Origin of the sequence: Alkalihalobacterium alkalinitrilicum (assembly GCF_002019605.1) — a bacterium.
GTDB lineage: Bacteria > Bacillota > Bacilli > Bacillales > Bacillaceae_F > Alkalihalobacterium > Alkalihalobacterium alkalinitrilicum.
In genome coordinates this window covers 2,397,863-2,424,006 of sequence record NZ_KV917368.1, presented here as the reverse complement: position 1 = coordinate 2,424,006, position 26,144 = coordinate 2,397,863, and the positions used below count along the sequence as shown (strand labels likewise).

Here is a 26,144-nt window from a genome sequence, read left to right as displayed (position 1 = left end):
GATAATTGAAGTTGGGAGGGGCATGCGTGTCACTTATTACAAAGGAAGCACTTCATAAGAAATCCCCACAAGAAATTACGGCACTCCTTTATGAAGCATGCATTGTTAATCTTGAAGAAAGCAAAGAGGCCATTATAGAAAAAAACTATAGTCTAGCAAATAGTAAGCTTCAAAAGGCGAACGATATACTACACCGTTTAGGTTCTGGTTTAAATTATGAAGCAGGTATTATTGCGGATCAATTAGAAGCAGTTTATAACTATATGGCAGAGTGTTTAATAAAAGCTAATATATACAAAGATGTTGCTATTATAGATGAAGTTATAATACTTTTAACTAACATTTCTTCTGCATGGTCTAAAGCATTGGTAGACAATAGGGATATTCAATCAAAAACGATTAAACAAAAAGCGAATGCTTATGAGCAAAATTCAATTTACGATAACTAAATTTTAAAGGGAGCTCTAATATTATGAAAATTAATAACAATATTCAAGCATTGAATGCTTATCGTAACTTAAATCAAAATCAATTCTCTACATCGAAAAACCTTGAAAAGTTATCTTCTGGCCTAAGAATAAATCGTGCAGCAGACGATGCGGCAGGCCTTGCAATCTCTGAAAAAATGCGATCACAAATTCGTGGATTAAAACAAGCAGAAAGAAATGCATTAGATGGAGTATCTCTCATTCAAACAGCAGAAGGTGCGATGCAGGAAATTCATGCAATGTTACAAAGAATGCGTGAACTTGCGGTGCAAGCAGCAAATGATACTTATGAAGCAGAGGATAGACAAGCCATAAAAAATGAAATTGATGAGCTCGTTGATGAAATTAAAAGTATTTCTGAGAAAACGGAGTTCAATAAGAAAAAAATACTAGATGGTGGAACTATGGCGGCTCCAGGGATAGACTTCCAAATCGGAGCAAATAGTAATCAGAAGGTTAACCTCCAAATAGATAAAATGGATGCCACAACATTAGGAGTTGCAAATATATCGGTTGACAGTCATGTAAATGCTAATAATGCAATAGATCAAATCGATACAGCTATTAAAACTGTTTCAGAAAATCGTTCTAAGTTAGGAGCAATCCAAAATCGTCTTGAACATACGATTAACAATTTACAAACAACGCATGAAAACTTAAGCGCTGCAGAATCACGTATTCGTGATGCCGATATGGCACTTGAAATGACAGAGTTTACGAAGAATAATATCCTTAACCAATCGGCTACGGCAATGCTTGCTCAAGCTAATCAATTACCACAAGGTGTTCTTCAATTACTACAATAGTGGATACTTCTGGAGACTTGGTCAAAAAAGGTCAAGTCTTCATTTTTCTTGAACTTATCGTTTCGACAAACATGTGATAAAATGAGAAAAGAAAACGAAGTGAAGGCGGTAAAGTCATGGACGTTCAACGAATTGGCAGAGCGAATTTAAATAAAGTCGAGCCCAAAAACCAAGGACCAACCGCTTCTGTTTCATTTTCTGAAGTAATGGGCAAACAGCGGGATGAAAAAGCGTACGAGCGTGTCCATCAATTGATGCAAAAGATTGATGATCAAGGAAAGGTATTAGCTGAAACCCGGACTGTAGATGAACTTCGAAAATACAAGGCACTTATAAAAGAATTTATGGAAGACGCGGTGGAGCTGGGACTGCGTTTAGAGGAGAAACGTGGTTTTAATCGTCGGGGTCGAACGAAAGTATATAAAGTTGTACAAGAGGTTGATCGAAAACTTCTTGATTTAACGAATGCCGTTTTAGATAAGCAAAGAAAAGGGTTAGAAATTTTAGATATGGTTGGAGAAATTAAAGGGTTACTTGTTAATATCTATGCATAAAAAAGAGGATGACTACTCGCGAGCCATCCTCTTCTTTTCTTTTTTACACAAAAAACCTTAAAGGAGTGGTAACCAAACTAACAAGAGGAGGTCAAATATCAGGTGAGATAATATTACAATGGCGATATTCTTTGTTCGATAATAAAGATATGCCCAGACTGGACCTGCAACGAGGGCGGCAACTAACAAGAGAACTGTTCCTGCATAAATGTGTGCCGAAGCATACAGAACCGATGACAAGGCAATGGCAAAAGTAGGCCTCAACCAATTGAGTAATTTTTGAAATACAAATCCTCGCCAAAATATTTCTTCCCCTGGAATAACAATTAGAAAGAGTAATGCAAACTGCCACCACTCTTTAGGTTGTACGAGCGTATAAAGAGTTGTAAGTTGATCAAGAAAGGGTAGATTAAGCCACTCAATCAAAAATTTCCCGCAAACAAAAATTATATAAAGACCAACGCCTGAACCAATAGCTAGTATATAGTCAAATGGTGTTACAGTACGCATATCAACAGGGGTTAAAAAGATAGCTATTCCAATTAAAATAAATAAAGAGCATGGAAAGACAATCCAAAATGTGAAAGGTTGCCAATAAAAACTTGCCCATAATAATAGATGAGCACTAATCATCCCCAAAAATAGATGTTTAAAGTGATTATTCATGATATATATCTACTCTACAAACTCGTCTGGAGAGTAAGGAACAATTTCCTTAAATATAAACGTTTTTGTTGTGTTTAACCGATGTTTAAAATTTTCGAAAGCTAATATAGGGTGAACAGCGCTCATGTTTAATGAATAGAAGCGATCACGTTCTACGATTAAGCTATAGATGTATGTATCGTCTTTATGACCAGTTGACTCATTTAGTCGTTGAGTATATCCAGAAATTACAACGGTATCAATGTTTGGAACAAATGCAAAGGCAAACGAACATAAATACAGTGCTGTACCTCCCACCATTAACGCGTAATGCTCTCTCGTTTCCCGTTGTGATTTTTCTTGCACCTTAAGTTTCCCTGATTTTAGAATAGTTGCTTTTTCTAATGGTACCTCCTCAAGTTCGGGTAAATCAACGTCAAAATAAATGGTTGTTTCGTTTAACATTTGAAAGTCTACATTTGTTTCTAACGGAAAATCAAGTTCTTCTAAATGTAATGCGAGCCACTCTTCGGTAGCTTGTGAATCATGTTGTAAAATAGCATTCAGAAGACGTTCACGTTTTTGTTTTTCCTCTATATATAGTGTTTTTTGTTCATGATAATCTTCCATTTCAGTATGGAAAATTTGTTCAGTTTCTGTTGAAATGGTTTCTTCAAATTCTTTCCTTTTAGAAGGGAGGAATAAAGATAATCTTGTTAGTAAATTTAGTTGGTTTTCATGTTCTTGTTTCACTTTTTGGTATATAGTTTTTTGATCAGGTGGCTGTTCGTCAAATGAAACAGTCTTATTAATTAATTGTTGTAATTCTTTAAAGGTAAAAGGGTGGAATACTTGATGATGTAATTGTAATAGTTGCTCAGTTTGTGCGTTAACTTGTTGTTCTTTTTCCCGATACACCTCCTCAATTTCAGATGAAAACTCTTTATAAAGTTTTTTTTCTAATGAACTTGGTAGAGGGTCACCTGTTTTAGTCATAAATTGAATGTTATTATCTTGTTGATTTAACGATAATTGAACATCTTCATACGTGTTTTGGCGATGAGAAACATTAAATAATCGATTACCAGTACGACGATCAATTCGTGTTCGGTACGAAAGTCCACTTCCTGGAATACCAACATTACCGTATAGACCACGTTTTCCTAACGTTAAACTAGTACCTCTAGGTCCAATAGAAGTACTGATACCTCGCTTACTTATATTTAGACGTACACCAGGTGCCACTCGCACACGTTTTTGAAATCGAAAACTCATGATTAACCTCCGTTCATACTGTATGTTAACTATTCAGTTCTTTTTTTAGGAAAAGAGGAAATGTGATAACATCACTAACGTTTATATAAAAATAGTGTTTTCTAACATGTATTGTACTATAAAATTACAAATAACGATAAACGATTGAGGGGGTTATCTTTGGGTAATAGGAGATTTATATATGAAACAATGATTGACACTCCGCTAACAGAAGTTTGGGATTTTTTTAAGACAGCTGATAATTATCTCAAATCACCTCTTTTCCAAAGGTTAAAATTGTTTCTAATCCTAGGACCATCTCTGGAAATACAATTGAAATGATAAATTTAACAATAAATAAGAGGGGATGTCCTTTATCTCCAACCACGTAAAAAATAAACTGATCACTTTGAAGAGGATCAGTTTATTAAAATGTTTATTTTTGTAAATAGCGATTAATTAAAGCTAAGATGGATCTGCGGGTCAATATTCCGATAAACGAGCGATCATCATCAAGTATGCAAATGAATGGATGGTTAATAGACATCGCTAATGCTCTAGAAAATGTAGAGTTTTTATTAATCCATGGTATTTTGACTTCCATTACATCTTCTACACGCTGCTCATTTAGTCGTTCTAATTCAATTCGCTCGAGTCCTAGAATAGAGTCTAAAATAAGTGCCTTACTAATTTGTCCATGCAATCTATTTGAGGAATCTAGAACTGGAATTGCAGAGTAACCAGATTTAATAAGTACAAGAAGGGCGTGCTCTAGAGGGTTTCCTAATTGGACGTTAGCAACTTTGTCCGCTGAAATCATTAGCTCTTGGATTTCTTTATCCATAATATTACTGTTCTTTAACTTTTGTAGCATGATCAGCATCACTTCTTCTCTATAAAAATTGTCAATCGAAGTAATTGTGCACAATTTAATACTATGAGGAACAGAAAATTTTGTCAAGAACAATAGAAAGCGCTTCCGCAATTATTATATGTAGGTAAAGGGTTGACTGATGATAAGAAAAATATGAATTACTTTAAATCTGATAAAGCCTTAATGAAGCAGTTTTGAAAGAGAAGGAAGTGTTCGTTTGAAAATGCATAAAGCTGGTCAGACTAGACTATATGAAATAACGAAAAGAGAGCTGAACGACTAATGCATACCAAACAAACAGTGAAGTATATATGTAAGCAGTATCCTTCAGGTAACTGTTACTACTATAAACAAGAGATTATTACTCATGATTCGTGGGAAAATATTAAATCATTAACTTGGTCAGCGCCGAGACCTATTACAAAAGAAACGTTTTTGAAAAGAGAAAAAGACGGATTTCGAACGGAATTTATTGCTATGAAAAAACAACCAGCTGAGATTGTTCATTTTTCTGACCTTATAAAAAGACGCTAAGTTTTCACTGTACACGTAATTTACCTTGTGGTATTGTATAGCCGTTATAGATAAAGGGTGAAAGAAGGTTATTTTTCAATGAAAAAACTTGGCTTTTTATTCGTATTAATTGGTCTACTATTTTTAGTTGGTTGTAATTTAACGATGATACAAGAAGAACAAGAATTATCATTAAACGCATCAGAATTAACTAGCATAATCATGGATTTGGATGAGGGTGAAATAGAAATTACAGGCGAAAAACGAGACGATATTAAAGTGGTTGCTACTTTCGCTTCAAGAAGTGAAGAAGAAGAGCTGGCGCAGAAATTTCAAGATGATAACATGTCGGTTTCAATTGAGCAAGAAGGAGATAGTGCTCATTTAATTACAAACATCTATCGTGGAAATGAGTCCCCGGTAGAAGCTCGAATTCATATTAAGGCATTTATTCCAGATGATCTTGAAGTCGTTATAAACCATGATGGTGGTAATTTAAGATTACAAGACTTAACTAATTCATTAACACTTAACCAGGGTGCTGGAAAAATTACGCTTGAAAGTATTGAAGGTGATATTTCTATTACAGACGGTACTGGTGCGATCGAATTAATGGATAGTATAGGGAACATAAGTATTAATAATAATTCAGGCGTAGTTCATATTATGGAAAGCACAGGAGATATTAAATTAATTAGCGGTTCTGGAGAAATTAATATTGAAAATATAACAGGAATGATTCAAATACGAAGTGGATCTGGATCGATATTTGTTGATCAAGTCGACGGTGACGTTCACATCTTAGAAAATCGAAGTGGAACGATTGAAATTACCAATGTAACAGGTGAAATTAATCAGTAAATAGGGCTTAATAAAAAGGTGTCAGGCACTCCAGTTTTCATGCTGAGGTGGCTGACATTTTATTTTGAAGTCCAGTTTTTTATTTTTCGAAAAAGTCGGTTGACACCCTGTTATAAGATGTATATAATGCTATTAAACATATAAATCTGATAAAGATACACGGAATTAAAAATAGGGAGGAAGAGCCGATGGGGAAAAGGAATGATCAGGATCTAGAGAAAGTATTTGAAAAAATAAAGCTTCTCCTCAACGACTTAAAGTATGGCTCAATAACGCTTGTCGTTCAAGATGAAAAAATAATTCAAATTGAAAAAAATGAAAAAGTTCGCTTAAAATAAAACCGATAAAAGTGCTTGCTGACTAGAAAAACTAGAGGCGGCGTTCAGTTGTGGGTATTCCTTGCTGAATGCCGCCTATTTTTATAAAAAAAACATAGTAAAACACTGTATTTAATATGTGTTAAAGTACTTATTTAAAGGTTTTGTTTAAAGAAACCCTTTTATCATAGTCCAATTGAGAGGAGAGGTGTTGAATGGTTACTTTTCAAACTGTTTCTGAAAAAGAACTACAACATTTAAACAATGAAGTATTAAAAGGAAAAGACACACTAGATGTTTTAAAGTGGGCATATGAAACGTACGGAGATCAATTGGTATATTCATGTAGTTTTGGTGCTGAAGGAGTTGTATTGGTTGATTTAATAAGTAAGGTGAAATCTGATGCAACAATCTTATTTCTGGACACTAACTTTCATTTCAAAGAAACTTATGACCTAATTGAAAAAGCAAAACAAAAATATCCAAAGTTGAATATCCAAATGATAGAACCGCCTCTTACTGTTGATCAGCAACAAGAAGAGTACGGAGAAAAGTTATGGGAAAGAAATCCAGACCGTTGCTGTCAGTTGCGTAAGCTTGAACCATTAGAAAAGGAACTTTCGAAGTACACAGCTTGGATTTCAGGTTTGCGCAGAGAACAGTCCCCCACCCGGAGTAATACGCAGTACGTGAATATCGACCAGCGATTTCATTCAATTAAGGTATGTCCACTTATTCACTGGAAAGAAGAAGAAGTTTGGATGTATATCAAGCTTCATAACCTTCCATATAACGAATTACATGATAACAACTATCCTAGTATTGGTTGCTTTCATTGTACTTCACAAGTAGCTGAAGGAATGGATCCAAGAAGTGGCCGTTGGGCGAATTCAGCTAAAACAGAATGTGGTTTACATTTATCTGAAAATAAAGGGAGAGAGTAGACAATGACTACAATTCAAGCACATGGTGGTAAACTTATCAATTTAATTGACGAAACATTCGATTTTTCTAATATTTCAAAGGAAATTGAATTAGATGATTTTTCTTTATCGGATTTGGAATTAATTGCTAACGGTGCATTTAGCCCGCTAACAGGATTTATGAATCAAGTAGACTATAAATCTGTTGTAGAAAAAATGAGATTAGCAGACGGAAATGTTTGGAGTATTCCAATTACATTACCTGTAACAACAGAAAAAAGTCAACAACTCGTGATTGGTGAACAAGTAAAGCTTGTGAAGGACGGCTCAGTATACGGTGTGATTGAAGTAACTGAACTGTATGAACCTAATAAAGAAGTAGAGGCTGAAAATGTGTATCGTACGACAGACAAAGCTCATCCTGGTGTCGCTAAACTATTTTCACGTCCAAATGTATACGTTGCTGGCCCAATAACGCTTGTCAAACGGATTGAGCGTGAGAAATTTAAGGAGTTCTACCTTGATCCTATAGAAACGAGAGCAACATTCCAAGAAAAAGGATGGGCAACAGTTGTCGGATTCCAAACACGAAATCCTGTACACCGGGCTCATGAATATATTCAAAAATCAGCATTAGAAATTGTGGATGGTTTATTTTTAAACCCTCTAGTAGGTGAAACGAAATCAGATGACATTCCAGCGGATGTTCGAATGGAAAGTTATCAGGTGCTATTAAAAAATTACTATCCTGAAAATCGTGTGTTTTTAGGTGTTTTCCCAGCAGCTATGCGTTATGCAGGTCCAAGAGAAGCGATCTTCCATGCGATGGTTCGTAAAAATTATGGTTGCACACATTTCATTGTCGGGCGCGACCATGCAGGTGTTGGTGATTATTATGGTACTTATGACGCACAATTAATATTTAAAAACTTTACTTCAGAAGAACTGGGAATTACACCACTTTTCTTTGAACATAGTTTTTATTGCAAAGCGTGCGGTAATATGGCGAGTACGAAAACGTGCCCGCACGGTAAAGAACTTCATGCCATTTTATCAGGAACAAAGGTGCGCGAAATGTTAAGCAATGGTCAAACTCCACCACCTGAGTTTAGTCGTAAAGAGGTTGTAGAAGTATTAATTCGTGGCATGAGCAAGATTCATGCATAAGGAGAAGAGATTAGTATGAGAAAAGTTCATCATCGCGCTGAGGTGGTGATTGGAATATGTTACTAATTTCAATTGCTTATATTATTGCTTTATTCTTTGCTATGAATATTGGTGCAAGTGGTACAGCTGCAGCGATGGGACCTGCTTACGGAAGTGGAGCTATTCCTAAAAAGAGGGTAGCGATGATATTAGTTGCAATAAGTGCATTTGTTGGGGCCTTAGCCGGTGGTGAAGTGGTAAAAACGATTGGTGGGGGAATTATACCCTCCTCGATCATAGACGTTCAGTTAGTAATCATCATTTTAGGATCAGCTTGCTTAACTTTGTTTATAGCTAATTTACTAGGCATACCTCTTTCCACAAGTGAAGTTGTTGTTGGTGCAATTGTAGGTGCTGGTATTGCCTTTCAAGCACTGTATTTTCAAAAACTACTAGTTATCGTATCGTTCTGGGTAATAGTACCTATTGTTGCTTTTATATTAGCTTATGTATCAGGAAAGTTTATTACAAAACTAGAGAAAAAGTATCCTAGCTTAACAGGAAAAGGAAAGTGGAAAAAAGTCCTGGTAGTCTTGTTAATTTTAGCAGGGTGTTTAGAAGCCTATGCAGCAGGAATGAATAATGTAGCAAATGCTGTAGGACCACTAGTTGGAGCTGGACTAATTGATATTAATACAGCAGTAATCGTTGGTGGATTGTTTGTAGGTTTAGGAGCTATTTTTTTAGGTGGTCGAGTATTAGAAACGAATGGAAAGCAGATTACAAAACTTTCTTTAATGCAAGGAACGGCTGTTTCAACGACAGGTGGTACGTTAGTTATTGTCGCTTCTCTATTTGGATTACCTGTACCGTTAACACAAGTGACTACGTCTGCAATTGTAGGAATTGGTACTGCGGATAACGGTTTCCAATTATGGCAAAAGGGAATCATAAAAAAAATTATTAAAGTATGGATAGTTTCTCCGGTTTTTTCATTAGTAATGAGTTATGGGTTAATTCTCGTCTTCTTACAAGCTGATTTTTACACAGCTGTCGTCATTGTAAGTGTATTTATTGCAACAGTAGGCTCGATAAGCTTGGCTCGGGCTGTTAAAAAGGAAAAGCGTGCCTTACATGATCAAGGTGGGGGAATATAAGATCAGTCAATGACTATGATAACCTTTACTTGATTTTAAAACATAGTAAAACGATATGAATTTATATATATGAGGAGTGGAATAATGAGTAATAACATCGTTTGGCATCAATCGACTATAGAAAAATCTCAGCGACAAGATAAAAATAAACATAAGAGTGCTATTTTGTGGTTTACGGGTCTTTCGGGTTCTGGTAAATCTACGTTAGCGAATGCTGTAGATCATCTGCTATACAAACGGAATATCAATAGTTATGTTCTTGATGGGGACAACATCCGCCTCGGTTTGAATAAAGGTCTAGGTTTTAGTGATGATGATCGTAAAGAAAATATTCGTCGAATTGGCGAAGTAGCAAAACTTTTTGTAGATGCAGGTGTCATTACGAGTACTGCGTTTATTTCTCCTTTTCGTGAAGACCGCGATAACGTTCGGCATATCGTTGAAGCAGATGAGTTTGTAGAAATTTATGTCAAATGCTCACTTGAAAAGTGTGAAGAAAGAGATCCGAAAGGGTTATATAAAAAGGCCAGAGCAGGAGAAATCCCAGAATTTACTGGGATTAGTTCACCGTATGAAGAGCCAATTTCTCCAGAGTTATTAATCGAAACGGATAAATTAACAATTGAAGAAGCAGCTAACCGTGTCGTACAATACTTAGAGGACAAACAAATTATATAATACAGAAGTTTTAGGGGGAAGAAAGAATGGCTTATGAAAAAACGTGGGCTAACGATGAGAAGATAAGTAAAGATGAGAAGTTAAAGTTAGTCAAAGATGGCCTCGAAATCTTAAATGATATTGATAAATATGCAAAGGAAGGCTTTGAATCAATACCAAAAGAAGAGTGGAGCCTGTTTAAATGGGCGGGTCTTTATTTGCAAAAGCCGAAAGAAGACGGTTATTTTATGATGCGAGTGAACATTCCATCTGGAATTATTACAAACGAACAAGCTGAAGTTTTAGCTGGTATTGGGCGTGATTATGGTCGAGATGTCATTGATATTACAACGAGACAAGCGATTCAATATCACTGGTTAACAATTGAACAAATGCCTGATATTTTTAAACGTTTAGAAAGTGTCGGCCTTTCATCGGTAGGAGCTTGTGGAGATATTCCTCGTACGATTGTTGGTAATCCATTAGCGGGCATTGATCCAAATGAACTATTTGACACACGTGAAATTGTTGAAGACGTATACCGTTTCTTCCAGCGAAATGAAGACTTTTCGAACTTACCACGTAAATATAAAATGTCAATTTCAGCAAATGTACATAATGCAGGAAATGACAAAATCAACTGTTTAGCATTTACACCAGCAACTAAAGAAATCGATGGTGAAGAAGTCGTTGGTTTCCATGTTAAAGTAGGTGGGGGACTATCTGCGAAACCATACTTAGCAGAAGAGCTTGATGTTTTTGTTCGACCTGAGCAAGTTAAAGATGTAGCAATTGCGATCACTTCGGTTTACCGTGATCATGGTTACCGTGAGAAACGTCATCGTGCCCGTTTAAAGTTCTTAATTGCTGATTGGGGTGTTGAGAAATTTAAAGATAAGCTCGTTGAGTATTATGGTGAATTACCAGCAAAAGGAACATGTCAAGTAAAAGATTGGAACGCAGGCTATTTTTATGGTGCGTACCCGCAAAAACAAGAAGGGTTAAGTTATGTAGGGTTTAATGTACCAGTAGGTCGTATGAGTTCGGTTGAATGGTTTGACCTTGCCCGAATTGCAAGAGAATATGGAAATGGTGAAATCGGCACATGTAATTCGCAAAATTTGATTGTGCCAAATGTACCAAACGAAAAGGTAGATCTGCTTTTGCGAGAAAAATTGTTCGAACGTATCCATGTAAATCCTAAAGGTTTTATTGGTTATTCTGTTTCCTGTACAGGAATTGAATATTGTAATCTTGCAATCGTTGAAACGAAAGAAAGAATGAGACGAGTTGCAGAATATCTAGATACTAAAATAGAGCTTGATGTTCCAGTACGTTTCCATATGGTGGGTTGTCCGAATTCCTGTGGTCAACGTCAAATTGCAGATATAGGACTCCAAGGTGTCAAAATGAAAACCCCAGATAAAGGGATGGTTGAAGCGTTTGAAATTTATGTTGGCGGTACGTTAGAAAAAGAGGTCGCTCAATTTAATGAGAAGCTTAAAGGAAAAGTGGATGCAGATGAGCTTAATGTAGTACTTGAACAATTATTGTCTATCTTTAAGGAAAAGAAACAACCAAAAGAAAACTTCTATCAGTTTAGTCAGCGAGTTGGTATTGATGCCATTCAAGAAAGTTTAGATCAAATTCTTACGGCACATGCATAAAACCGATGTATCTATTTCGTTTTGAAGTTACGTTGGAAGATACCATTGTCACTGTAATTGTAGCGGCTAAAGAGGAAGAAGCAGCATTTAACTTAGCTGAGATAGAGGTAGAGAAAGAGTATTTAAAGTTACCAAAGATAAAAGAAGTCGTTCTCGTTGAGAAAAAGCCAGTACGAACCGGAACGGGATTTATGGTTAAATAGATTTATCATATGAAAAGCTTTTTGTCTCATTCTGACAAAAAGCTTTTCGCTTTGCAAAATGGTAAAAGAATTAATAAAAGGCGATATTCTTTGTTTTTCATTTGTTGTGTTTAGTTGGTTAACTGTCGTAACGCATCACCGACATTAATTTCTCCTGCACCATAATACGGATCACGACCGCTTTGACCTAAATCGATTGCCGTTGACGTTATGAGTTCATAGACATCTTCGTTCGTTAGTTCAGGATCAATAGAGCGGATTAAACCCGCTAAACCTGCGACATGGGGTGCGGCCATCGAAGTTCCTGACATAATCACGTAGTTATCATTTGGAAATAAGCTCGGTATATGTTCCCCTGGTGCTGCAACATCGATATGGTGACCATAATTAGAGAAAAATGCACGTTCACGTTTGTCGTCAGTTGCTGCAACAGTAAGTACTTCTTTATAATCGGCTGGATACATAGGATCACTGACGTTATCATTGCCGCTAGCTGCAATTAATACAACATCATTGTTGTGAGCATATTTGATAGCATCATGTAAGATGTAAGAGTTGTGATAATCTCCTAGGCTCATATTAATCACTTGTGCACCATTGTCAACAGCCCAACGTATTCCTCGTGCAACTTCAAAAGATGAACCTTCTCCATGTTCATTTAGAACTTTCACAGGCAGAATGTTATTTTGCCAGGCTACACCAGCAATTCCTGTTACATTATTAGAGATAGCGGCAGCGATGCCTGCAACATGTGTTCCATGTCCGTGCTGATCATTGGACCTAGCTGTACCATCAAATGCATTATACCCTTGGAGAACTTTGCCTTTTAGATCTTGATGCTCAGGGTCAACCCCTGTATCTAATACAGCAATCGTTGTTCCTTCTGAACCGTCTGTTACTTCCCAGCCTTCTTCTGCAGAAATCTGACTTAAGTTCCATTGATACGGTTGAAAGAATTCATCGTTTGGTATAGTCACATTTGCTTGCTTTGTAAATAAAAAGTTTGGTTCAACAAACTCAATATCTGGGTGAGCAGATAATTCATTTAGGAGCTGGTCTGTTGTTTTAGTCTCTGATTGTATTACATAATAAGGATCACTATTTTTGATCAGTGACAAGTCGGCTTGTTCTTTAATCCAAGATTCACTGTTTTCCTGATCAACTAGTTTAATGACAGCTTGTCCTTCAATGTAATGCTGCTCTTCACCATCTTCAGCGTCAGAATGAACGACAATTTGCCAATCGAGCTCTGGGACAGTTTGCGCCGATACTCCTTTGGGTAAGTCTTTTGTTGTTTTCCATTGCACATCTGGATTGTTACCAGAAACAAAAAAGTTTCCATTGGCATCTGCCACGGATGCCATGTCTTTAATAAAGTTTTTCACAAAAGTTAGATCGATTTCACCAGCGACGATCTTATCATCTTCTAATTTTTTTCCAATCATAAAATAATCTTCACCATCTATTTTGTATGGATCAGAAAAGGACAAGTCACCACGTTGATGGTGTAGTTGCTTGACTCTCTTCGCATTTATCTCACCGACTGTCTCAGATAACTTTCCATTGTCAACAATTGCAAAAGAATGAAAATGTGGGTGCTCTCGAACTTCTTTTGCAAATGCACTTTGTAATTCATGGTCACTTTTATCTTGCTTAGCCCAACGATCAAGTTGTAAGGAGAGTTGTGAAAGGAACATCGATGTCGTCTTCGAAAGGTCATCAGCTAACACTTGGTCCATCCCCTTTTGTTCAAGTCGTTCTAAATTTTGGGTAGATGGTGGAGTTTGTTGCATTCCTAATTCGTCATCGTTTGAAAGGACGAGAATGACTAAACCTAAAAAAATAAATCCGCCTACGAGAAATGCTGCTTGATAGATTTTTTTCATTTTTCTTCACCACCTGACTGAAAAAAGTAAGCCATAAATACTTCATCATCAAAAGTTCCATTTAACCAAACTTGTTCCTTTTGTATTCCTTCAATAACAAAGCCAACTTTCTTATATAATTCAACGGCAACATGATTGGATGCAAAGACCGTTAAACATAATTTATGAAATTTATTTAATTTGCACCAATGAAGTGTGTATGACATTAATTTTTTCCCGATCCCTTTTCCTTGAGCATCAGGTGTTAACCAAGTACGAAATAAACCAGTATGTTTCTTCATTTCAAGTGAACCGCGAAGGACTCGAGCTAACCCACTTACTTTTCCATTTATATCAACGACAATATACATATTCTCATTGGATTTCATTTCATTAATAAATTGGCGTTCTTCCTCTACACTGCGAACCGTTTCCTTTTGTAAGTAAGTACCTTCAGCAACAATTTCCTCTACGGCGTTAACAATACCTTTGCTGTCTTGAATTGTAGCAGGACGAAAGGTTACTGTAGTACCATCTTTGGCTTCAAACTGTTCAATCGTTGTGGATAGTTCTTTAAGCAACAAGGGAAAACCTCCTTCATTCATCCGCATTCCAGAAATTCTCAGGATCTTTGTCAATTTTTGTTTCTAATAAGTGAGAAGCAGGTACAATTTCGATTCCGTTTTCTTTAAAGTATGGCAAAGCAGATTGGACTCCTTTTACAGTTTCCTGGCCTTTTATTCCTACATGTCCTATACCGATAGCTTTTCCACGTTTGCTGGCTACTTTAGCCATTTTAAGCATTTGCTTATAAACGTGACTACTTGGAGAATGCGTATCATCTAGAAATGTATCTCGGGTAGCCCAAGGGATATTCATTTCTTCTGCTAATCTAGGAATGACAGATTTACCACTCGTACCACTATCAATTACGTATAGGTTATGTTCTTTTACAACCTCAAGTATAATTCGCATTATCTTTTCGTCTTCGACAATTTTTGAACCCATGTGGTTATTAATCCCAGCTACATGAGGAATGCTTTCAATGGCTGCCTTGACTCTTTTTCTGACTTCATCGTCACTTAAATCACTTGTAATGGGATTAGGACCAAGCCACGATTTTTTTCCCTTTTTAGGTTCAAGAGGAAGGTGAAGCATTACTTCTAATCCAAGTTCATGTGCTTTTATGGCTTGTTCTTCACTGTTCTTTAAGAAAGGCATAACGGCTACGGTAATTGGGATTTTAGAGGCGAAAAATTCATCGACTCCATTTACATCTCCACCAAAATCATCAATAATGATCGCGGCTCGTATCGGCTTGTTATCTGAAGTTTCATAAGAAATATTATCTTTAGCAAATATTTGTGATGGCAAGTAAGTTAGGACAGTTAATAATGCTATAAACAAAATAACCTTTTTCATTTATGTACCAGCTCCTCTTTTAGGAAGATACTAAACTTTTGTGTATCCAAATTGCCGCCTGGGCTCCATCTCCAATAGCAACACTTAATAATTGGGAGTGATTGATTAAGTCTCCAACTGCCCAAACATTGGGGACATTTGTTTCCTTTGTACGAGGGTTAACGTTGATATGCATATTCTCTAATCGTTCAACGCCAATATGACCTGCTATGTCAGAATTAACTTTTGTTCCTTTCATGGCTAAGAAGGCACGGTTAGCTTCAATTTTATAACCATTTAATAACGTAACCCCTGAAATATACCCTTCTTTTTCGTAATGCATTTCACTAATACTTTCTTGATATAGTGGAATATGTTTATTTTTGAGTTTAACTTTTAGTTCTTGATCAATGTCTTCAAGGTCGTAGTTCACATAGATAATATCATTTGTCCAATAGGTTAATATGAGTGAGAGATGAGCTCCTTTATTACCCGACCCAATAACGATCGTTTTCTGTTTAGATACTTCATAACCGTCACAATCAGGGCAAATATAAATGGACTTTCCTAGACACTCATAAATTCCATCAAGATCGGGAATTCGTTCCGTCATTCCTGTAGCAAGTAATAGTTTTTTTCCGTGAAGTGATGGTCCATTTTTTAATTGAACCACAAAAGTTCCATTTTCTTCATTAGAAATTGTATTTGCGGTGTCGTTAATAATTTCGACTCCATAAGTTAAAGTTTGCTTTCTGCCCATTTCTCGAAAATAATCCCCACTAACACCATCTGGCCATCCGAGTAAATTATGATATTCTTTACACAAAGTTGAACGGCCTCTACCATTATCAATAATAACGATATTGTGATTATATCGACCTAATTGAATTGCGGCTTGAAGTCCTGCAATTCCACCGCCGATGATAATACAGTCGTAAGACATAAAAGTCAGCCCTTTCAAAATGCAAATAAATCAAGTTGTTTAAGTAGTTCCATAATATCTTTCCATAAACTTAACTTCTTATGATTAGAAAAAAGAATTAATCGTAGAAAGAGGAAATGTATTTTCCTATAATTTGCTTTAGAAGCGATAAAAGAACAAAAAAAATAAGCAATTGAAACGGTATCGTTCAATTGCTTATTTCCTCATATTGAAAGCGGCATTTAATTGGCCACGTAACATACGCTCGCGAACTTCCTTTTTCTTGAGTTCTTTTTGTTCCATTTTTCGAATTTCAAACGTTTGCATTCCATCTTCCATTTTGTTGGCAATATCGACGAGTCGTTCTACATCAAGAAATGAGTATTTTCTAGTACCACCTTTGGAGCGCTCTGGGAAGATTAGTTTACGCTCTTCGTAATAGCGAATTTTCCGTTCAGATAGCCCAGTCAGCTCACTTACAATACCAATCGTAATTACTTTTTTATCTTTATAAGACATGCGTTACTCCTCTCCATTAAAGCAACTTTCTTTAAATTCATATTTTTCTTTTTATTTACTATACCATAAGAGAAAACAAAAATTAGCGTAAATGTGAGATAATCTAACATGTAGATTTGTTAATCTAACTTATAAAGGTTTAAGAATTTGTAAAAATTGCTTTTGAGATTCAAATTAAAAAAAATGTAAAATATAAAAAGGAGAGAATTATCGGCAACTATTAGAGATCATTAATTGGAGATTCCATAATGAAAGTAGGATGCATCATGGTAACTAACGGCCCTGAAATAATTACACATATTGCAAAAAATCATCTGTGGGGAAATTGCAACCTTCTTAGATCAATTGTCCAATCTTCACCATTAGCAATTGCTGTTTTAGATATTAATGGAAAAGTGACTTTGTTAAATTTTGGAGCAGAGACATTGTTTGGTTGGCAAGAAAGTGAATTGATTGGAAGAGAATTTCCTGCTTTTGTAACTGAAGATAAAGAAACCATTTTTGATCAGATGAGGTCAGAAGAAATAATTGAAAATCAAGAAGCTGTTTTGAAGAAACGGTCAGGTTTACATATTGATGTTACCTATTCATCAGTTCATTTATATGAAAACAATCGATGGGTTGGCATATTATTTATGTCAAAAGATATAACCAAAAGCAAGAAAGCAGAAACAGAGTTAAAGCAATCATTAAAGGAGTTAAACGATATAAAGTTTGCTTTAGATCAAGCATCTATTATTGCCATAACCGATCCCGTGGGGAATATTAGGTATGTTAACGATAAGTTTTGTGAAATCTCTAAGTTTAGCCGCAATGAACTTTTAGGTCAAAACCATCGGATTGTAAGTTCTGGTCATCATTCTAGAACGTTTTTTCGAGAAATGTGGGTTACTATTAGGAATGGACAAGTTTGGCAGGGGGAAGTAAAAAATAGGGCAAAGGATGGCGAGTATTATTGGATGCATACGACCATTGTACCGTTCTTAAATGAAAACGGTATACCATATCAGTATGTTTCAATAAGAACGGACATTAGTGAACGGAAATTAGCTGAAGAGAAAGTGCATTTTTTAGCTTATTATGATGAACTAACTTTGTTACCCAATCGTACATACTTTAAAGAACATTTAAAAAAGACGTTAGCTGAAGGCACAGATGAACAAATTGCAGTTATTAGTATTGATTTAGATCGATTTAAAATTGTAAATGATACACTTGGGCATCGGTATGGAGATCTTTTGCTAAAAGCTGTTGCTAATCGTTTGAAAATGAACCTTCGTCCTGAAGATGTCATTGTTCGTCATGGTGGTGACGAATTTCTAATCTATTTACGAGATGTCACCTATGAGGAAATCAAATTTGTGGTTAGAAATTGTATGAACTCACTGCGAATTCCAATTCGATTAGATCAAAGTGACCATTTTGCCACGATAAGTATGGGCATAAGTATATATCCTCAAGACGGAAATACTTACGAGGAATTATATCAAAAAGCAGACATTGCTTTAAATCGTGTGAAGAAGTTAGGGAAAAATTCATTTCAATTTTTTAAATCGGATATGGATCATGGACTTTCAAGAGAATTGCAAATTGAAAAAAACTTGAGAAAAGCGTTAGAACAAAATGAATTTTCATTGCATTATCAACCAAAACAAGATGTTAAGACACAACAAATTGTTGGGATGGAAGCATTGATTCGCTGGAATAGTAGTGAGTTAGGACAGGTATCTCCTGCAGAATTCATACCGATTGCAGAAGAAACGGGCATGATCAGCGAGATAGGAGATTGGGTTTTAAGAACAGCCTGTCAACAGACGGCGGACTGGCAACAACGTGGTTTTAAGCCAATATCAGTATCTGTAAACTTATCAGCGCGTCAATTTTTAAATCCTAAAATTGTAGATACAATAACTAAAGTCTTAAAAGAAACCCAACTGGCACCGGTCTATTTAGAACTTGAGATTACAGAAACGATCGCTGTACATGAAAAGGACTATGTAAATGGTCAACTTCATACTCTTCGTAATATAGGCATAAAAATATCGATCGACGACTTTGGAACAGGGTATTCCTCTTTAAGCTATTTAAAAGATTACCCGATCGATACGTTAAAAATAGATAAATCATTTGTGGATGAAATTTTAAAAAGTGGTGATTCATCAATTGTTCGTGCTATTATCGCCATGGCTCATAGTCTACAAATGTCGGTAATTGCTGAAGGAGTAGAAGAAAGTGATCAGTTAGAGTTCTTAAAAGCTCATCAATGTGATCAAATTCAAGGTTATCTTATTAGTAAGCCAGTATCTTCGACTGAATTTGAACAATTATTTTTTTAATGATTGGAGTGTTAGTATTCCTTATCATGAATTTATGGCAAATCTACTTTTGGAGATGCTGCATTCGTGATTAGGGTATCTGACACTTTTTTGCTGTTTTTGTCTGTTTTTTTTAGAGTGAAACTTAAATTTTTTATGTTGCACGTTCTTTTAATTTTTAATATACTTTATAAAACATATAAAAAAACTCGGATATAAGTCTATTAAAGTTTGAAGCGTTAGTAATTAACAATAATTTTCTGAGATTAGTGTATATGAATGATGTTAAAGTACATAAATAAACTAATTACTAGATCGAACCGGTAAAGGGGAAGCTGAAATGAAAATGCAAAATGGAAAAGTCTATTTGGTAGGTGCTGGACCAGGCGACGAGGGCTTAATTACAATCAAAGCAAAGAGGAAAATTGAAGAAGCGGATGTCATTGTTTATGATCGTTTAGTTAATCCAAAACTTCTTCAATACGCTAAACCGAATGTTGAATTGATCTACGCAGGAAAGCTTCCGAATCGTCATATTATGCGACAAGAGAAGATTAATGAAACACTTGTGGACAAAGGACAAGCTGGAAAAATAGTAGTTAGATTAAAAGGTGGAGATCCAAGCGTTTTCGGTCGTGTAGGTGAAGAAGCTGAAAGTCTAGCTCAAGCGGGAGTTCCTTTTGAAATTGTTCCTGGAGTTACGTCGAGTATTGCTGCTGCGAGCTATGCTGGTATTCCAGTGACCCACCGTGAATTTGGTGGGAATTTTGCAGTAGTAACAGGTCATGATAAGTCAGTAATAGGAGAACCGTTAATTAATTGGAGTTCTCTTGCTAAAGGGATAGATACCATTGCATTTTATATGGGAGTAGGTAATATTACTCATATTTCTACTCAGTTGATGAAACATGGTCGTTCACCGCAAACGCCTGTTATTTTAATTCAGTGGGGAACATACGGTAGACAAAAAACGTTAAAAGGAACGTTAGAAACGATAGCTCATGAAGTAAAAAGAACTGCCTTTGAAAATCCTGCCATTACTTTAGTTGGTGATATTGTCTCATTGCGAGAGAAGATCAAATGGTTTGAGGATAAGCCATTAGTGGGTAGACAAATATTATTAGCAAGAACAAGTTCTGAACAAAGTTCAATGGAAGAACGTATTCGTGATTTAGGAGCAGATGTTTTTAGTTATCCTCTTTTTAAAGATACTTCACTTTTTCAGTTTAATCAGAATGAAAAATTGAATGAAAAAATTAGTCGTTATAATACAATTGGCTTTACATCGCCTGATAGTATTCGTTATTTTTTTGAATGGCTAAATATACAACAACTTGATATCCGATCTATACAAGCAAGATTTATAGTGCTATCTGAAAAATCATTAAAACAGCTTCAAAAATTTGGGTGTATTGCAGAAAAGGTTAGTGAATTTGAAATTGGACCTTTTCAATTAATCGTGGGAGAGAAACAATCAGTGGCAAAGTATGATGAGGGCGATACATTCGCTACACATGAGACGAACATCACAAATACTTCACAAGTTGTATTCCAACGATTAATGGTAGACCATCTTTTATCAACAATTGTCTTTCCAAGTGCAAAATCGGTAGTAGAGTTACAAAACGGTGCAGCACAAGTTTCTCCACAACATGTAAAAGATCTACTAAAATTAAATGTAATCTGTTTTGGATCAAAATCTGCTCAAGCAGCAACGAGTGCTGGCTTTTCGGTTGATCATGTTTTAGAAGAACCAAGTCAAGAGGCTTTAATTAAGTATTTTATTACACAATCATCTCTGATTGAAAGCTAGAAGAGGAGGAGGATCATTTGGAGGCAGTACTATTTATTGGACATGGCTCAAGAGTTCAAGCAGGTAATAAACAATTTTTATCTTTTATTAATAGAGTGATGGCAAAACTCCCTCTTCCAATTCAAGAGGTGGCTTTTATTGAATTAACCCAACCGACAATATTAGAAGGTATTCAACGTTGTAGCGATCAAGGGGCTACAAAAATCTTTGTTCAGCCCGTATTATTGCTAGAAGCAGGGCACGCGAAAAAGGATATTCCTAAAGAAATAGAAAAAGCAAAGGAAAAGTATCCAGAAGTCCAGTTTATATATGGATCACCAATTGGGGTAGATAACCGGATGGTCGATATCGTATTTGATCGCCTTAATGAAAAAGGATTATGGAAAAATGAAATTGGGAAAAAAAATGTTTCTGTTCTACTGGTCGGAAGAGGAAGTAGTGACAAGGAAGCAAAGGCAGATTTTGAAGAAATTGCATATAGATTAAAAGTCAAATTAGGATTAAAAGAAGTTAAGACATGTTATTTAGCGGCTACGACCCCAACTTTTGAAGAAGGTTTAAATCAAATGTTAACTGAAGATCATGAGGTAATTTATGTTCTTCCTTATTTATTATTTACGGGTGTATTAATGAAAACGATGGGCCGGAAGATCAAAGAGTTGCAACAAACACATACAAAACCAATTCATTTATGTAATTTTCTCGGTTATCATGAACAAGTACAAGATGTTATTCGTTCAAAAACTTTAGCTCTAATGGAAGGACAATATCATGAGTTTAATGCCAATTAATATCAATTTAAAAGGAAAACAAGTTGTTATTATTGGTGGTGGTAAAATTGCAACGCGAAAAGCTAGGAAGATATTAAGTTATAATGCTCAAATAAAGGTCATTTCATCTCAAATAAGTAAAGAGATGATGGACTTTGTTCATAATCATTCGATACGGTGGGTACCTTCTGATTATCATAAAAAATTTTTAGAAGAAGCGTTTCTGATTATCGCGGCTACGAATGATCCATTGGTGAATTTAACGATTCATAAAGACAGAAAACCGTACCAATTGATAAATGTTGTAGACCAACCTAGTTTGAGTGATTTTCATATGGTATCTACTTTTCATAGAGGAAAACTTTCGATCTCAGTTTCAACCGATGGAGCAAGTCCAATTCTAGCTAAAACTATTGTCAACCAATTAAGTGAAAAATACGGACAAGAATATGAGGAGTATGTTGAATTTTTATATCATGCAAGAAAAAGCATACTAGAAAGTATAAGTGATAAAACAAAATGTCAACAATTTTTGAAGGAATTAGTTGGTGATGAGATTATCAATAACCCTATGAGAGAACAATGGTTTTCTGAGCGAATGAAATACTATATGAGTTGAGGAAAAGAGATAGTTTTTAAGCTATTTCTTTTTTTTGATTCTATTAAATGGTAAATAAATCTTGTCAATTTCTTGAATTAATGTTAACTTAAATAAAAATATAGTTAACGAAAGGTTGGAGGAAATGACTACATTAACATCGAAAAATAGCATTTGGGAACAGTATGCAGAAAAAGCATTAAACGGAGAATTATTAACAATTGAGGAAGGGGTAAGTATTCTTCAAGCAGATGATGATGAAGTTTTACCAATTATGCAAGCTGCATTTCGTGTTCGAAAGCACTATTATGGTAAAAAAGTGAAACTGAATATGATTTTTAATGCAAAAAGTGGATTGTGTCCAGAAGATTGTGGCTATTGCTCACAGTCTATTGTATCATCGGCTCCAGTAGAAAAGTATTCGCTCTTAGATAAAGAAACTCTAATTGCAGGTGCGAAAGAAGCGATGAATCGGAAAGCGGGTACATACTGCATTGTTGCTAGCGGACGAGGTCCCACAGATAAAGAAGTTGACCAAGTAATTGATGCAGTTAGTGAGATTACTTCAACGATGCCATTAAAAATTTGTGCATGCTTAGGCATTTTAAGTGATGAAAAAGCAAAAAAACTGAAAGAGGCAGGCGTACATCGTTATAATCATAACTTAAATACTCACAAAGACAATCATGCCAATATTACTTCCACTCATACGTATGATGATCGAGTAAATACGGTCGAAGAAGTGAAGGCTGCAGGTATGTCACCTTGTTCTGGCTGTATTATCGGAATGGGAGAAACGGATGAGCAAATTGTAGAAATTGCTTATTCTCTAAGAGAAATTGATGCTGATTCGATACCAGTGAATTTCTTACATGCAATTCCAGGAACACCGTTAGAAAACTATAAACGTACTGAACCGATGAAATCATTAAAAGTCTTGGCTTTAATGCGCTTTATTAATCCTTCAAAAGAAATTCGTGTGTCTGGAGGAAGAGAAGTGAATTTACGTACCTTACAACCATTAGCGTTATATGCGGCCAATTCCATATTCGTTGGCGATTATTTAACAACGAAAGGTCAAGCCGTAACAGAAGATCATAATATCATTGAAGACCTAGGCTTTGAAATTGAAGAATGCGCTTTGTAAGAGATCGACAAATTTAGTTAAATAAAAAAATAGATTGACAAACATTTAAGTTTTCTATTAACCTATTAATGACAATCACATATGTTGGGAAAGGGTAAAGATATTACCTAAATGGTATGAAAAAGGAAGCGAACGTAGCTGACTTTTTAAATGATGGTAATTCTTTTATAGGGAAGTTCGGTGAAAGTCCGACGCGGTCCCGCCACTGTAATTTGGTTGTACTCTATTAATCCACTGTTCAATATGAATGGGAAGGAATAGTGTACGATAACCATAAGCCAGGAGACCTGCCTTTTCTAACAACACTGTTTGACCTACGGGAGATAGGGAGGTGTTAGAGAGCGGATTTTCTGCTAGTATTCAACCATGTTGGATATTTATTTACGTGAAAATATAAGCATCTCTAACCATCTACTATGGTTAGGGGTGCTTTTTTATTTGTGAAAAATATCAAAGGAGACATGAAGATGGAAGCTGGATTATGGTCCATATTAGGAACAGGTTTACTTATTGGTTTAAGGCATTCACTTGATGCAGACCATGTTGTCGCGGTTTCGACAATTGCAACTCGTACAAAAAATCCATTAAAAGCAGGGATTACAGGAGTTTTTTGGGGGTTAGGTCATACGTTCACTATTTTATTAATTGGAGCTATCGTACTTTTATTTGGGTTAGGTATTCCAGCGCAACTCGATCAGTATTTTGAATGGATCGTTGCCGTCATCCTTATTTATTTAGGGATCAGAACAGTATTAGATGCAAAATCTGAAACCGCAGCAACGAAAGAAATTTCATTGCAACAATACAATTTTCGCTCTTTTGTAGTGGGTTTAGTTCATGGTTTAGCAGGGAGTGCAGCGTTAACGATTTTAATGGTTAGTCAAGTAACGCATATTGGACAAGGAGTACTGTTCTTACTTTTATTCGGTATCGGGTCGATTTTTGGAATGTTTATCATTGCGATGATATTGAGTTTTCCATTTCGAGTGGCGAAAACGGCGAAACTTCAACAGATGATTTTATATGGTATTGGCGCTTTAAGTATTGGTTTCGGTGTTGCTTTATTAATCCTCACTTAGAGTAGAGGCATAAAGAAGGAGATGGTAAAAATGCAACGAGGTAAATTACTAATAATAGGATTTGGTCCTGGAAGTGAACAACATATGACCTTCCGAGCAAAAGAAGCAATTTTAGAATCTGATTCGATCATCGGATACAGTACATACGTTGACTTAATTCGACCGTTAATAACGGATCAAGAAATTGTTCGAACAGGAATGACAGAAGAAGTGAGCAGGGCACAAGAAGCAGTTCGACAAGCGGAACTAGGTAAAACGGTTGCGGTGATTTCTAGTGGAGATTCTGGTGTGTATGGAATGGCTGGACTTGTTTATGAAGTGTTAATTGAAAAAGAATGGCGAGAAGAGTCAGGAGTTGAAGTGGAAATTATTCCAGGTATTTCAGCAATTAATTCGTGCGGGTCATTACTCGGTGCACCAATCATGCATGATGCTTGTACAATTAGTTTGAGTGACCATTTAACACCTTGGGATTTAATAAAAAAGCGTGTTGATGCTGCTGCTCAAGCAGATTTTGTCATTGCCTTATATAATCCACGCAGTGGAAAAAGAACAAAACAAATTGTTGAAACGCAAAAAATTCTTTTAAACTATCGTTCTCCTAACACACCTGTTGGATTAGTGAAAAGTGCCTATCGAGAAAGAGAACATATCGTTATTACCGATTTAGCGCATATGCTTGATCACGAAATTGGAATGTTAACGACCGTCATTATTGGAAACAATTCTACGTTCATATATGACGGAAAGATGATTACGCCTAGAGGATATCAACGAAAATACACGCTAAGTGAAAGTGAACAACAGCTTAAACCTCATGAACGGTTAAAAGAAAAAGCAGAGCCTTGGGCGCTACACGGAGGAGTCGAAGAAGAGAAAACAGTGACTGACAGACTGCTCAATCCTCGTATGTTAGCTGAAGAAGCATTACAAAAGTTAAACATTGAAACGAGAACTTCAGAAAAGACAACGAGCCAAAGTGACTTATTTCAACAAGAAGATATTTTTGAGTTTGCAGTTTCTCCTGGTATTGCTAATAAAAAGCTAACGCCAATACAAATGATGACATTAGCAGAAACGGTCGGTGAAAAGGCTGATCTTGAATATACACCTGATCATGTCATCAAAGTATCGGTTAAAACAGCTACTCCTCATAAAATTACAGAACGTTTATCGAGCGTAGGGCTATTACTGCTTCCAATAGGTGATGTTGTCAATATTAAAGCTTGTGATTTTTGTGACGGTGATAAAGGGGACTCCATTCCGCAAGTCGAGGAACTTCAGCAAAGAATTGGTGGGGTGGCCGTACCTAAACAAATGAATATCGGTTTTAATGGCTGTGGGATGGCATGCTACGGTGCACCGACAAATGATATCGGAATCATTTATCGCAAGAAAGGTTTTGATCTCTTTTTAGGAGCAAAAACAACGGGAAGAAATGCTCATGTTGGACAGTTAGTAGCTGAAGAAGTAGCGCCTGATAAAATTGTAGATTTAGTCGTTCGCGTTGTAAATGATTATAAATCTCGTGGACTACCGAACGAACGCTTCCATAAATTTTTTAAGCGGGTTCAGGATGTTGAAGGGTTTACTTATCGAGAAGTTCCAGAACAAGTGGTAGTCGATATGGTTTGTGGTGATTAATGAGAG

General features: G+C 35.9%; 27 protein-coding genes and 1 riboswitch. Of the genes, 19 read left to right on the top strand and 8 right to left on the bottom strand.

The genetic code is table 11. The features are described 5' to 3' along the window. The first annotated feature begins 26 nt into the window (after positions 1-26). The 3 genes from fliS (at position 27) to BK574_RS11360 (ending at position 1,848) form a co-directional block, all read left to right on the top strand. Positions 27-449: a flagellar export chaperone FliS gene (gene fliS, locus BK574_RS11370; RefSeq protein WP_075385000.1), complete on the top strand. Its 423-nt coding sequence runs from the start codon at positions 27-29 to the stop codon at positions 447-449. A 23-nt stretch (positions 450-472) separates the two neighbouring features. Continuing rightward, positions 473-1,294, top strand: coding sequence for a flagellin N-terminal helical domain-containing protein (locus BK574_RS11365; protein WP_075384999.1), 822 nt, complete (start codon positions 473-475; stop codon positions 1,292-1,294). 116 nt (positions 1,295-1,410) lie between these two features. Further along, complete coding sequence (locus tag BK574_RS11360) at positions 1,411-1,848, top strand: YaaR family protein (protein ID WP_075384998.1); 438 nt, start codon at positions 1,411-1,413, stop codon at positions 1,846-1,848. A gap of 57 nt (positions 1,849-1,905) precedes the next feature. On the opposite strand, the gene BK574_RS11355 is transcribed toward BK574_RS11360, so the two are convergent. The 3 genes from BK574_RS11355 to cbpB form a co-directional block, all read right to left on the bottom strand. Further along, complete coding sequence (locus BK574_RS11355; protein WP_078428688.1) at positions 1,906-2,514, bottom strand: CPBP family intramembrane glutamic endopeptidase; 609 nt, start codon at positions 2,512-2,514, stop codon at positions 1,906-1,908. 9 nt (positions 2,515-2,523) lie between these two features. Further along, entirely contained in the window at positions 2,524-3,768 is a 1,245-nt protein-coding gene (locus tag BK574_RS11350; protein ID WP_078428687.1) for a DUF4236 domain-containing protein, read from the bottom strand. Positions 3,769-4,183: 415 nt separating this feature from the next. Further along, the gene (gene cbpB / locus BK574_RS11345) at positions 4,184-4,621 is read right to left on the bottom strand and encodes a cyclic-di-AMP-binding protein CbpB (protein WP_078428686.1); all 438 of its coding nucleotides are present in this window, start codon (positions 4,619-4,621) and stop codon (positions 4,184-4,186) included. Positions 4,622-4,921: 300 nt separating this feature from the next. Between cbpB and BK574_RS11340 the strand changes: the two genes are divergently transcribed. From BK574_RS11340 to BK574_RS11300, 9 genes are all read left to right on the top strand, one after another. Continuing rightward, positions 4,922-5,155, top strand: a complete 234-nt coding sequence (locus BK574_RS11340; protein WP_338020595.1) for a hypothetical protein — start codon at positions 4,922-4,924, stop codon at positions 5,153-5,155. Positions 5,156-5,233: 78 nt separating this feature from the next. Next, the gene (locus BK574_RS11335; protein WP_078428685.1) at positions 5,234-5,995 is read left to right on the top strand and encodes a DUF4097 family beta strand repeat-containing protein; all 762 of its coding nucleotides are present in this window, start codon (positions 5,234-5,236) and stop codon (positions 5,993-5,995) included. Positions 5,996-6,183: 188 nt separating this feature from the next. Then, a complete protein-coding gene (locus tag BK574_RS11330; protein ID WP_075384992.1) occupies positions 6,184-6,333 on the top strand; it encodes a YezD family protein in 150 nt (49 codons plus the stop codon). Between the two features lie 194 nt (positions 6,334-6,527). Then, positions 6,528-7,256, top strand: a complete 729-nt coding sequence (locus BK574_RS11325; protein ID WP_075384991.1) for a phosphoadenylyl-sulfate reductase — start codon at positions 6,528-6,530, stop codon at positions 7,254-7,256. Between the two features lie 3 nt (positions 7,257-7,259). After that, entirely contained in the window at positions 7,260-8,402 is a 1,143-nt protein-coding gene (gene sat, locus BK574_RS11320) for a sulfate adenylyltransferase (protein ID WP_078428684.1), read from the top strand. Between the two features lie 56 nt (positions 8,403-8,458). Next, positions 8,459-9,538: an inorganic phosphate transporter gene (locus BK574_RS11315; protein ID WP_078428683.1), complete on the top strand. Its 1,080-nt coding sequence runs from the start codon at positions 8,459-8,461 to the stop codon at positions 9,536-9,538. Positions 9,539-9,622: 84 nt separating this feature from the next. Continuing rightward, positions 9,623-10,216, top strand: a complete 594-nt coding sequence (cysC, locus tag BK574_RS11310) for an adenylyl-sulfate kinase (protein ID WP_075384988.1) — start codon at positions 9,623-9,625, stop codon at positions 10,214-10,216. A 26-nt stretch (positions 10,217-10,242) separates the two neighbouring features. Next, a complete protein-coding gene (locus tag BK574_RS11305; protein WP_078428682.1) occupies positions 10,243-11,862 on the top strand; it encodes a nitrite/sulfite reductase in 1,620 nt (539 codons plus the stop codon). Positions 11,863-11,867: 5 nt separating this feature from the next. After that, the gene (locus BK574_RS11300; RefSeq protein WP_078428681.1) at positions 11,868-12,065 is read left to right on the top strand and encodes a DUF3906 family protein; all 198 of its coding nucleotides are present in this window, start codon (positions 11,868-11,870) and stop codon (positions 12,063-12,065) included. 110 nt (positions 12,066-12,175) lie between these two features. Here the strand turns inward: BK574_RS11300 and BK574_RS11295 are convergent, their stop codons facing one another. The 5 genes from BK574_RS11295 to BK574_RS11275 all read right to left on the bottom strand — a co-directional run bounded on the left by BK574_RS11295 (position 12,176) and on the right by BK574_RS11275 (position 16,772). Next, positions 12,176-13,951, bottom strand: coding sequence for a S8 family serine peptidase (locus tag BK574_RS11295; protein ID WP_078428680.1), 1,776 nt, complete (start codon positions 13,949-13,951; stop codon positions 12,176-12,178). Beyond that, positions 13,948-14,514 carry a GNAT family N-acetyltransferase gene (locus tag BK574_RS11290; RefSeq protein ID WP_238458008.1) on the bottom strand — a complete coding sequence of 189 codons (567 nt, stop codon included), beginning with the start codon at positions 14,512-14,514 and terminating at the stop codon, positions 13,948-13,950. The genes BK574_RS11295 and BK574_RS11290 overlap by 4 nt, the downstream gene beginning before the upstream one ends. Positions 14,515-14,527: 13 nt before the next feature. Continuing rightward, positions 14,528-15,352 (bottom strand): divergent polysaccharide deacetylase family protein, encoded by an 825-nt coding sequence (locus tag BK574_RS11285; RefSeq protein ID WP_075384983.1) that lies wholly within the window; start codon positions 15,350-15,352, stop codon positions 14,528-14,530. Between the two features lie 19 nt (positions 15,353-15,371). Then, entirely contained in the window at positions 15,372-16,274 is a 903-nt protein-coding gene (locus BK574_RS11280) for an NAD(P)/FAD-dependent oxidoreductase (protein WP_078428678.1), read from the bottom strand. Positions 16,275-16,469: 195 nt separating this feature from the next. Continuing rightward, on the bottom strand, positions 16,470-16,772 hold the full coding sequence (locus BK574_RS11275; protein WP_075384981.1) for a MerR family transcriptional regulator: 303 nt from the start codon (positions 16,770-16,772) through the stop codon (positions 16,470-16,472). Between the two features lie 248 nt (positions 16,773-17,020). On the opposite strand from BK574_RS11275, the gene BK574_RS11270 reads away from it, so the two are divergent. From BK574_RS11270 to cobJ, 7 genes are all read left to right on the top strand, one after another. Continuing rightward, entirely contained in the window at positions 17,021-19,108 is a 2,088-nt protein-coding gene (locus BK574_RS11270; protein WP_078428677.1) for an EAL domain-containing protein, read from the top strand. 319 nt (positions 19,109-19,427) lie between these two features. Continuing rightward, the gene (cobA, locus tag BK574_RS11265; RefSeq protein WP_238458007.1) at positions 19,428-20,900 is read left to right on the top strand and encodes a uroporphyrinogen-III C-methyltransferase; all 1,473 of its coding nucleotides are present in this window, start codon (positions 19,428-19,430) and stop codon (positions 20,898-20,900) included. A 17-nt stretch (positions 20,901-20,917) separates the two neighbouring features. Beyond that, a complete protein-coding gene (locus BK574_RS11260) occupies positions 20,918-21,691 on the top strand; it encodes a sirohydrochlorin chelatase (protein ID WP_078428676.1) in 774 nt (257 codons plus the stop codon). After that, complete coding sequence (locus BK574_RS11255) at positions 21,672-22,289, top strand: precorrin-2 dehydrogenase/sirohydrochlorin ferrochelatase family protein (RefSeq protein WP_078428675.1); 618 nt, start codon at positions 21,672-21,674, stop codon at positions 22,287-22,289. Before BK574_RS11260 ends, BK574_RS11255 begins: the two co-directional genes overlap by 20 nt. Positions 22,290-22,413: 124 nt before the next feature. Further along, the gene (gene bioB, locus BK574_RS11250) at positions 22,414-23,415 is read left to right on the top strand and encodes a biotin synthase BioB (RefSeq protein ID WP_075384977.1); all 1,002 of its coding nucleotides are present in this window, start codon (positions 22,414-22,416) and stop codon (positions 23,413-23,415) included. 137 nt (positions 23,416-23,552) lie between these two features. Continuing rightward, a riboswitch (cobalamin riboswitch) is annotated at positions 23,553-23,724 on the top strand. A gap of 158 nt (positions 23,725-23,882) precedes the next feature. Beyond that, positions 23,883-24,494 carry a hypothetical protein gene (locus BK574_RS11245; protein ID WP_078428674.1) on the top strand — a complete coding sequence of 204 codons (612 nt, stop codon included), beginning with the start codon at positions 23,883-23,885 and terminating at the stop codon, positions 24,492-24,494. A gap of 30 nt (positions 24,495-24,524) precedes the next feature. After that, on the top strand, positions 24,525-26,138 hold the full coding sequence (cobJ, locus tag BK574_RS11240) for a precorrin-3B C(17)-methyltransferase (protein ID WP_075384975.1): 1,614 nt from the start codon (positions 24,525-24,527) through the stop codon (positions 26,136-26,138). Positions 26,139-26,144 lie beyond the last annotated feature (6 nt).

Coding starts and splice junctions, on each gene's coding strand:
- BK574_RS11285 (WP_075384983.1), bottom strand. CDS start 15,352: ATGAAAAAGGTTATTTTGTTTATAGCATTATTAACTGTCCTAACTTAC.
- cysC (WP_075384988.1), top strand. CDS start 9,623: ATGAGTAATAACATCGTTTGGCATCAATCGACTATAGAAAAATCTCAG.
- cobA (WP_238458007.1), top strand. CDS start 19,428: ATGAAAATGCAAAATGGAAAAGTCTATTTGGTAGGTGCTGGACCAGGC.
- BK574_RS11270 (WP_078428677.1), top strand. CDS start 17,021: ATGAAAGTAGGATGCATCATGGTAACTAACGGCCCTGAAATAATTACA.
- BK574_RS11330 (WP_075384992.1), top strand. CDS start 6,184: ATGGGGAAAAGGAATGATCAGGATCTAGAGAAAGTATTTGAAAAAATA.
- BK574_RS11300 (WP_078428681.1), top strand. CDS start 11,868: ATGTATCTATTTCGTTTTGAAGTTACGTTGGAAGATACCATTGTCACT.
- BK574_RS11355 (WP_078428688.1), bottom strand. CDS start 2,514: ATGAATAATCACTTTAAACATCTATTTTTGGGGATGATTAGTGCTCAT.
- BK574_RS11295 (WP_078428680.1), bottom strand. CDS start 13,951: ATGAAAAAAATCTATCAAGCAGCATTTCTCGTAGGCGGATTTATTTTT.
- BK574_RS11245 (WP_078428674.1), top strand. CDS start 23,883: ATGGAAGCTGGATTATGGTCCATATTAGGAACAGGTTTACTTATTGGT.
- BK574_RS11255 (WP_078428675.1), top strand. CDS start 21,672: ATGAGTTTAATGCCAATTAATATCAATTTAAAAGGAAAACAAGTTGTT.
- BK574_RS11280 (WP_078428678.1), bottom strand. CDS start 16,274: ATGTCTTACGACTGTATTATCATCGGCGGTGGAATTGCAGGACTTCAA.
- cobJ (WP_075384975.1), top strand. CDS start 24,525: ATGCAACGAGGTAAATTACTAATAATAGGATTTGGTCCTGGAAGTGAA.
- BK574_RS11365 (WP_075384999.1), top strand. CDS start 473: ATGAAAATTAATAACAATATTCAAGCATTGAATGCTTATCGTAACTTA.
- cbpB (WP_078428686.1), bottom strand. CDS start 4,621: ATGCTACAAAAGTTAAAGAACAGTAATATTATGGATAAAGAAATCCAA.
- BK574_RS11325 (WP_075384991.1), top strand. CDS start 6,528: ATGGTTACTTTTCAAACTGTTTCTGAAAAAGAACTACAACATTTAAAC.
- BK574_RS11360 (WP_075384998.1), top strand. CDS start 1,411: ATGGACGTTCAACGAATTGGCAGAGCGAATTTAAATAAAGTCGAGCCC.
- BK574_RS11305 (WP_078428682.1), top strand. CDS start 10,243: ATGGCTTATGAAAAAACGTGGGCTAACGATGAGAAGATAAGTAAAGAT.
- bioB (WP_075384977.1), top strand. CDS start 22,414: ATGACTACATTAACATCGAAAAATAGCATTTGGGAACAGTATGCAGAA.
- BK574_RS11335 (WP_078428685.1), top strand. CDS start 5,234: ATGAAAAAACTTGGCTTTTTATTCGTATTAATTGGTCTACTATTTTTA.
- BK574_RS11315 (WP_078428683.1), top strand. CDS start 8,459: ATGTTACTAATTTCAATTGCTTATATTATTGCTTTATTCTTTGCTATG.
- sat (WP_078428684.1), top strand. CDS start 7,260: ATGACTACAATTCAAGCACATGGTGGTAAACTTATCAATTTAATTGAC.
- BK574_RS11350 (WP_078428687.1), bottom strand. CDS start 3,768: ATGAGTTTTCGATTTCAAAAACGTGTGCGAGTGGCACCTGGTGTACGT.
- BK574_RS11275 (WP_075384981.1), bottom strand. CDS start 16,772: ATGTCTTATAAAGATAAAAAAGTAATTACGATTGGTATTGTAAGTGAG.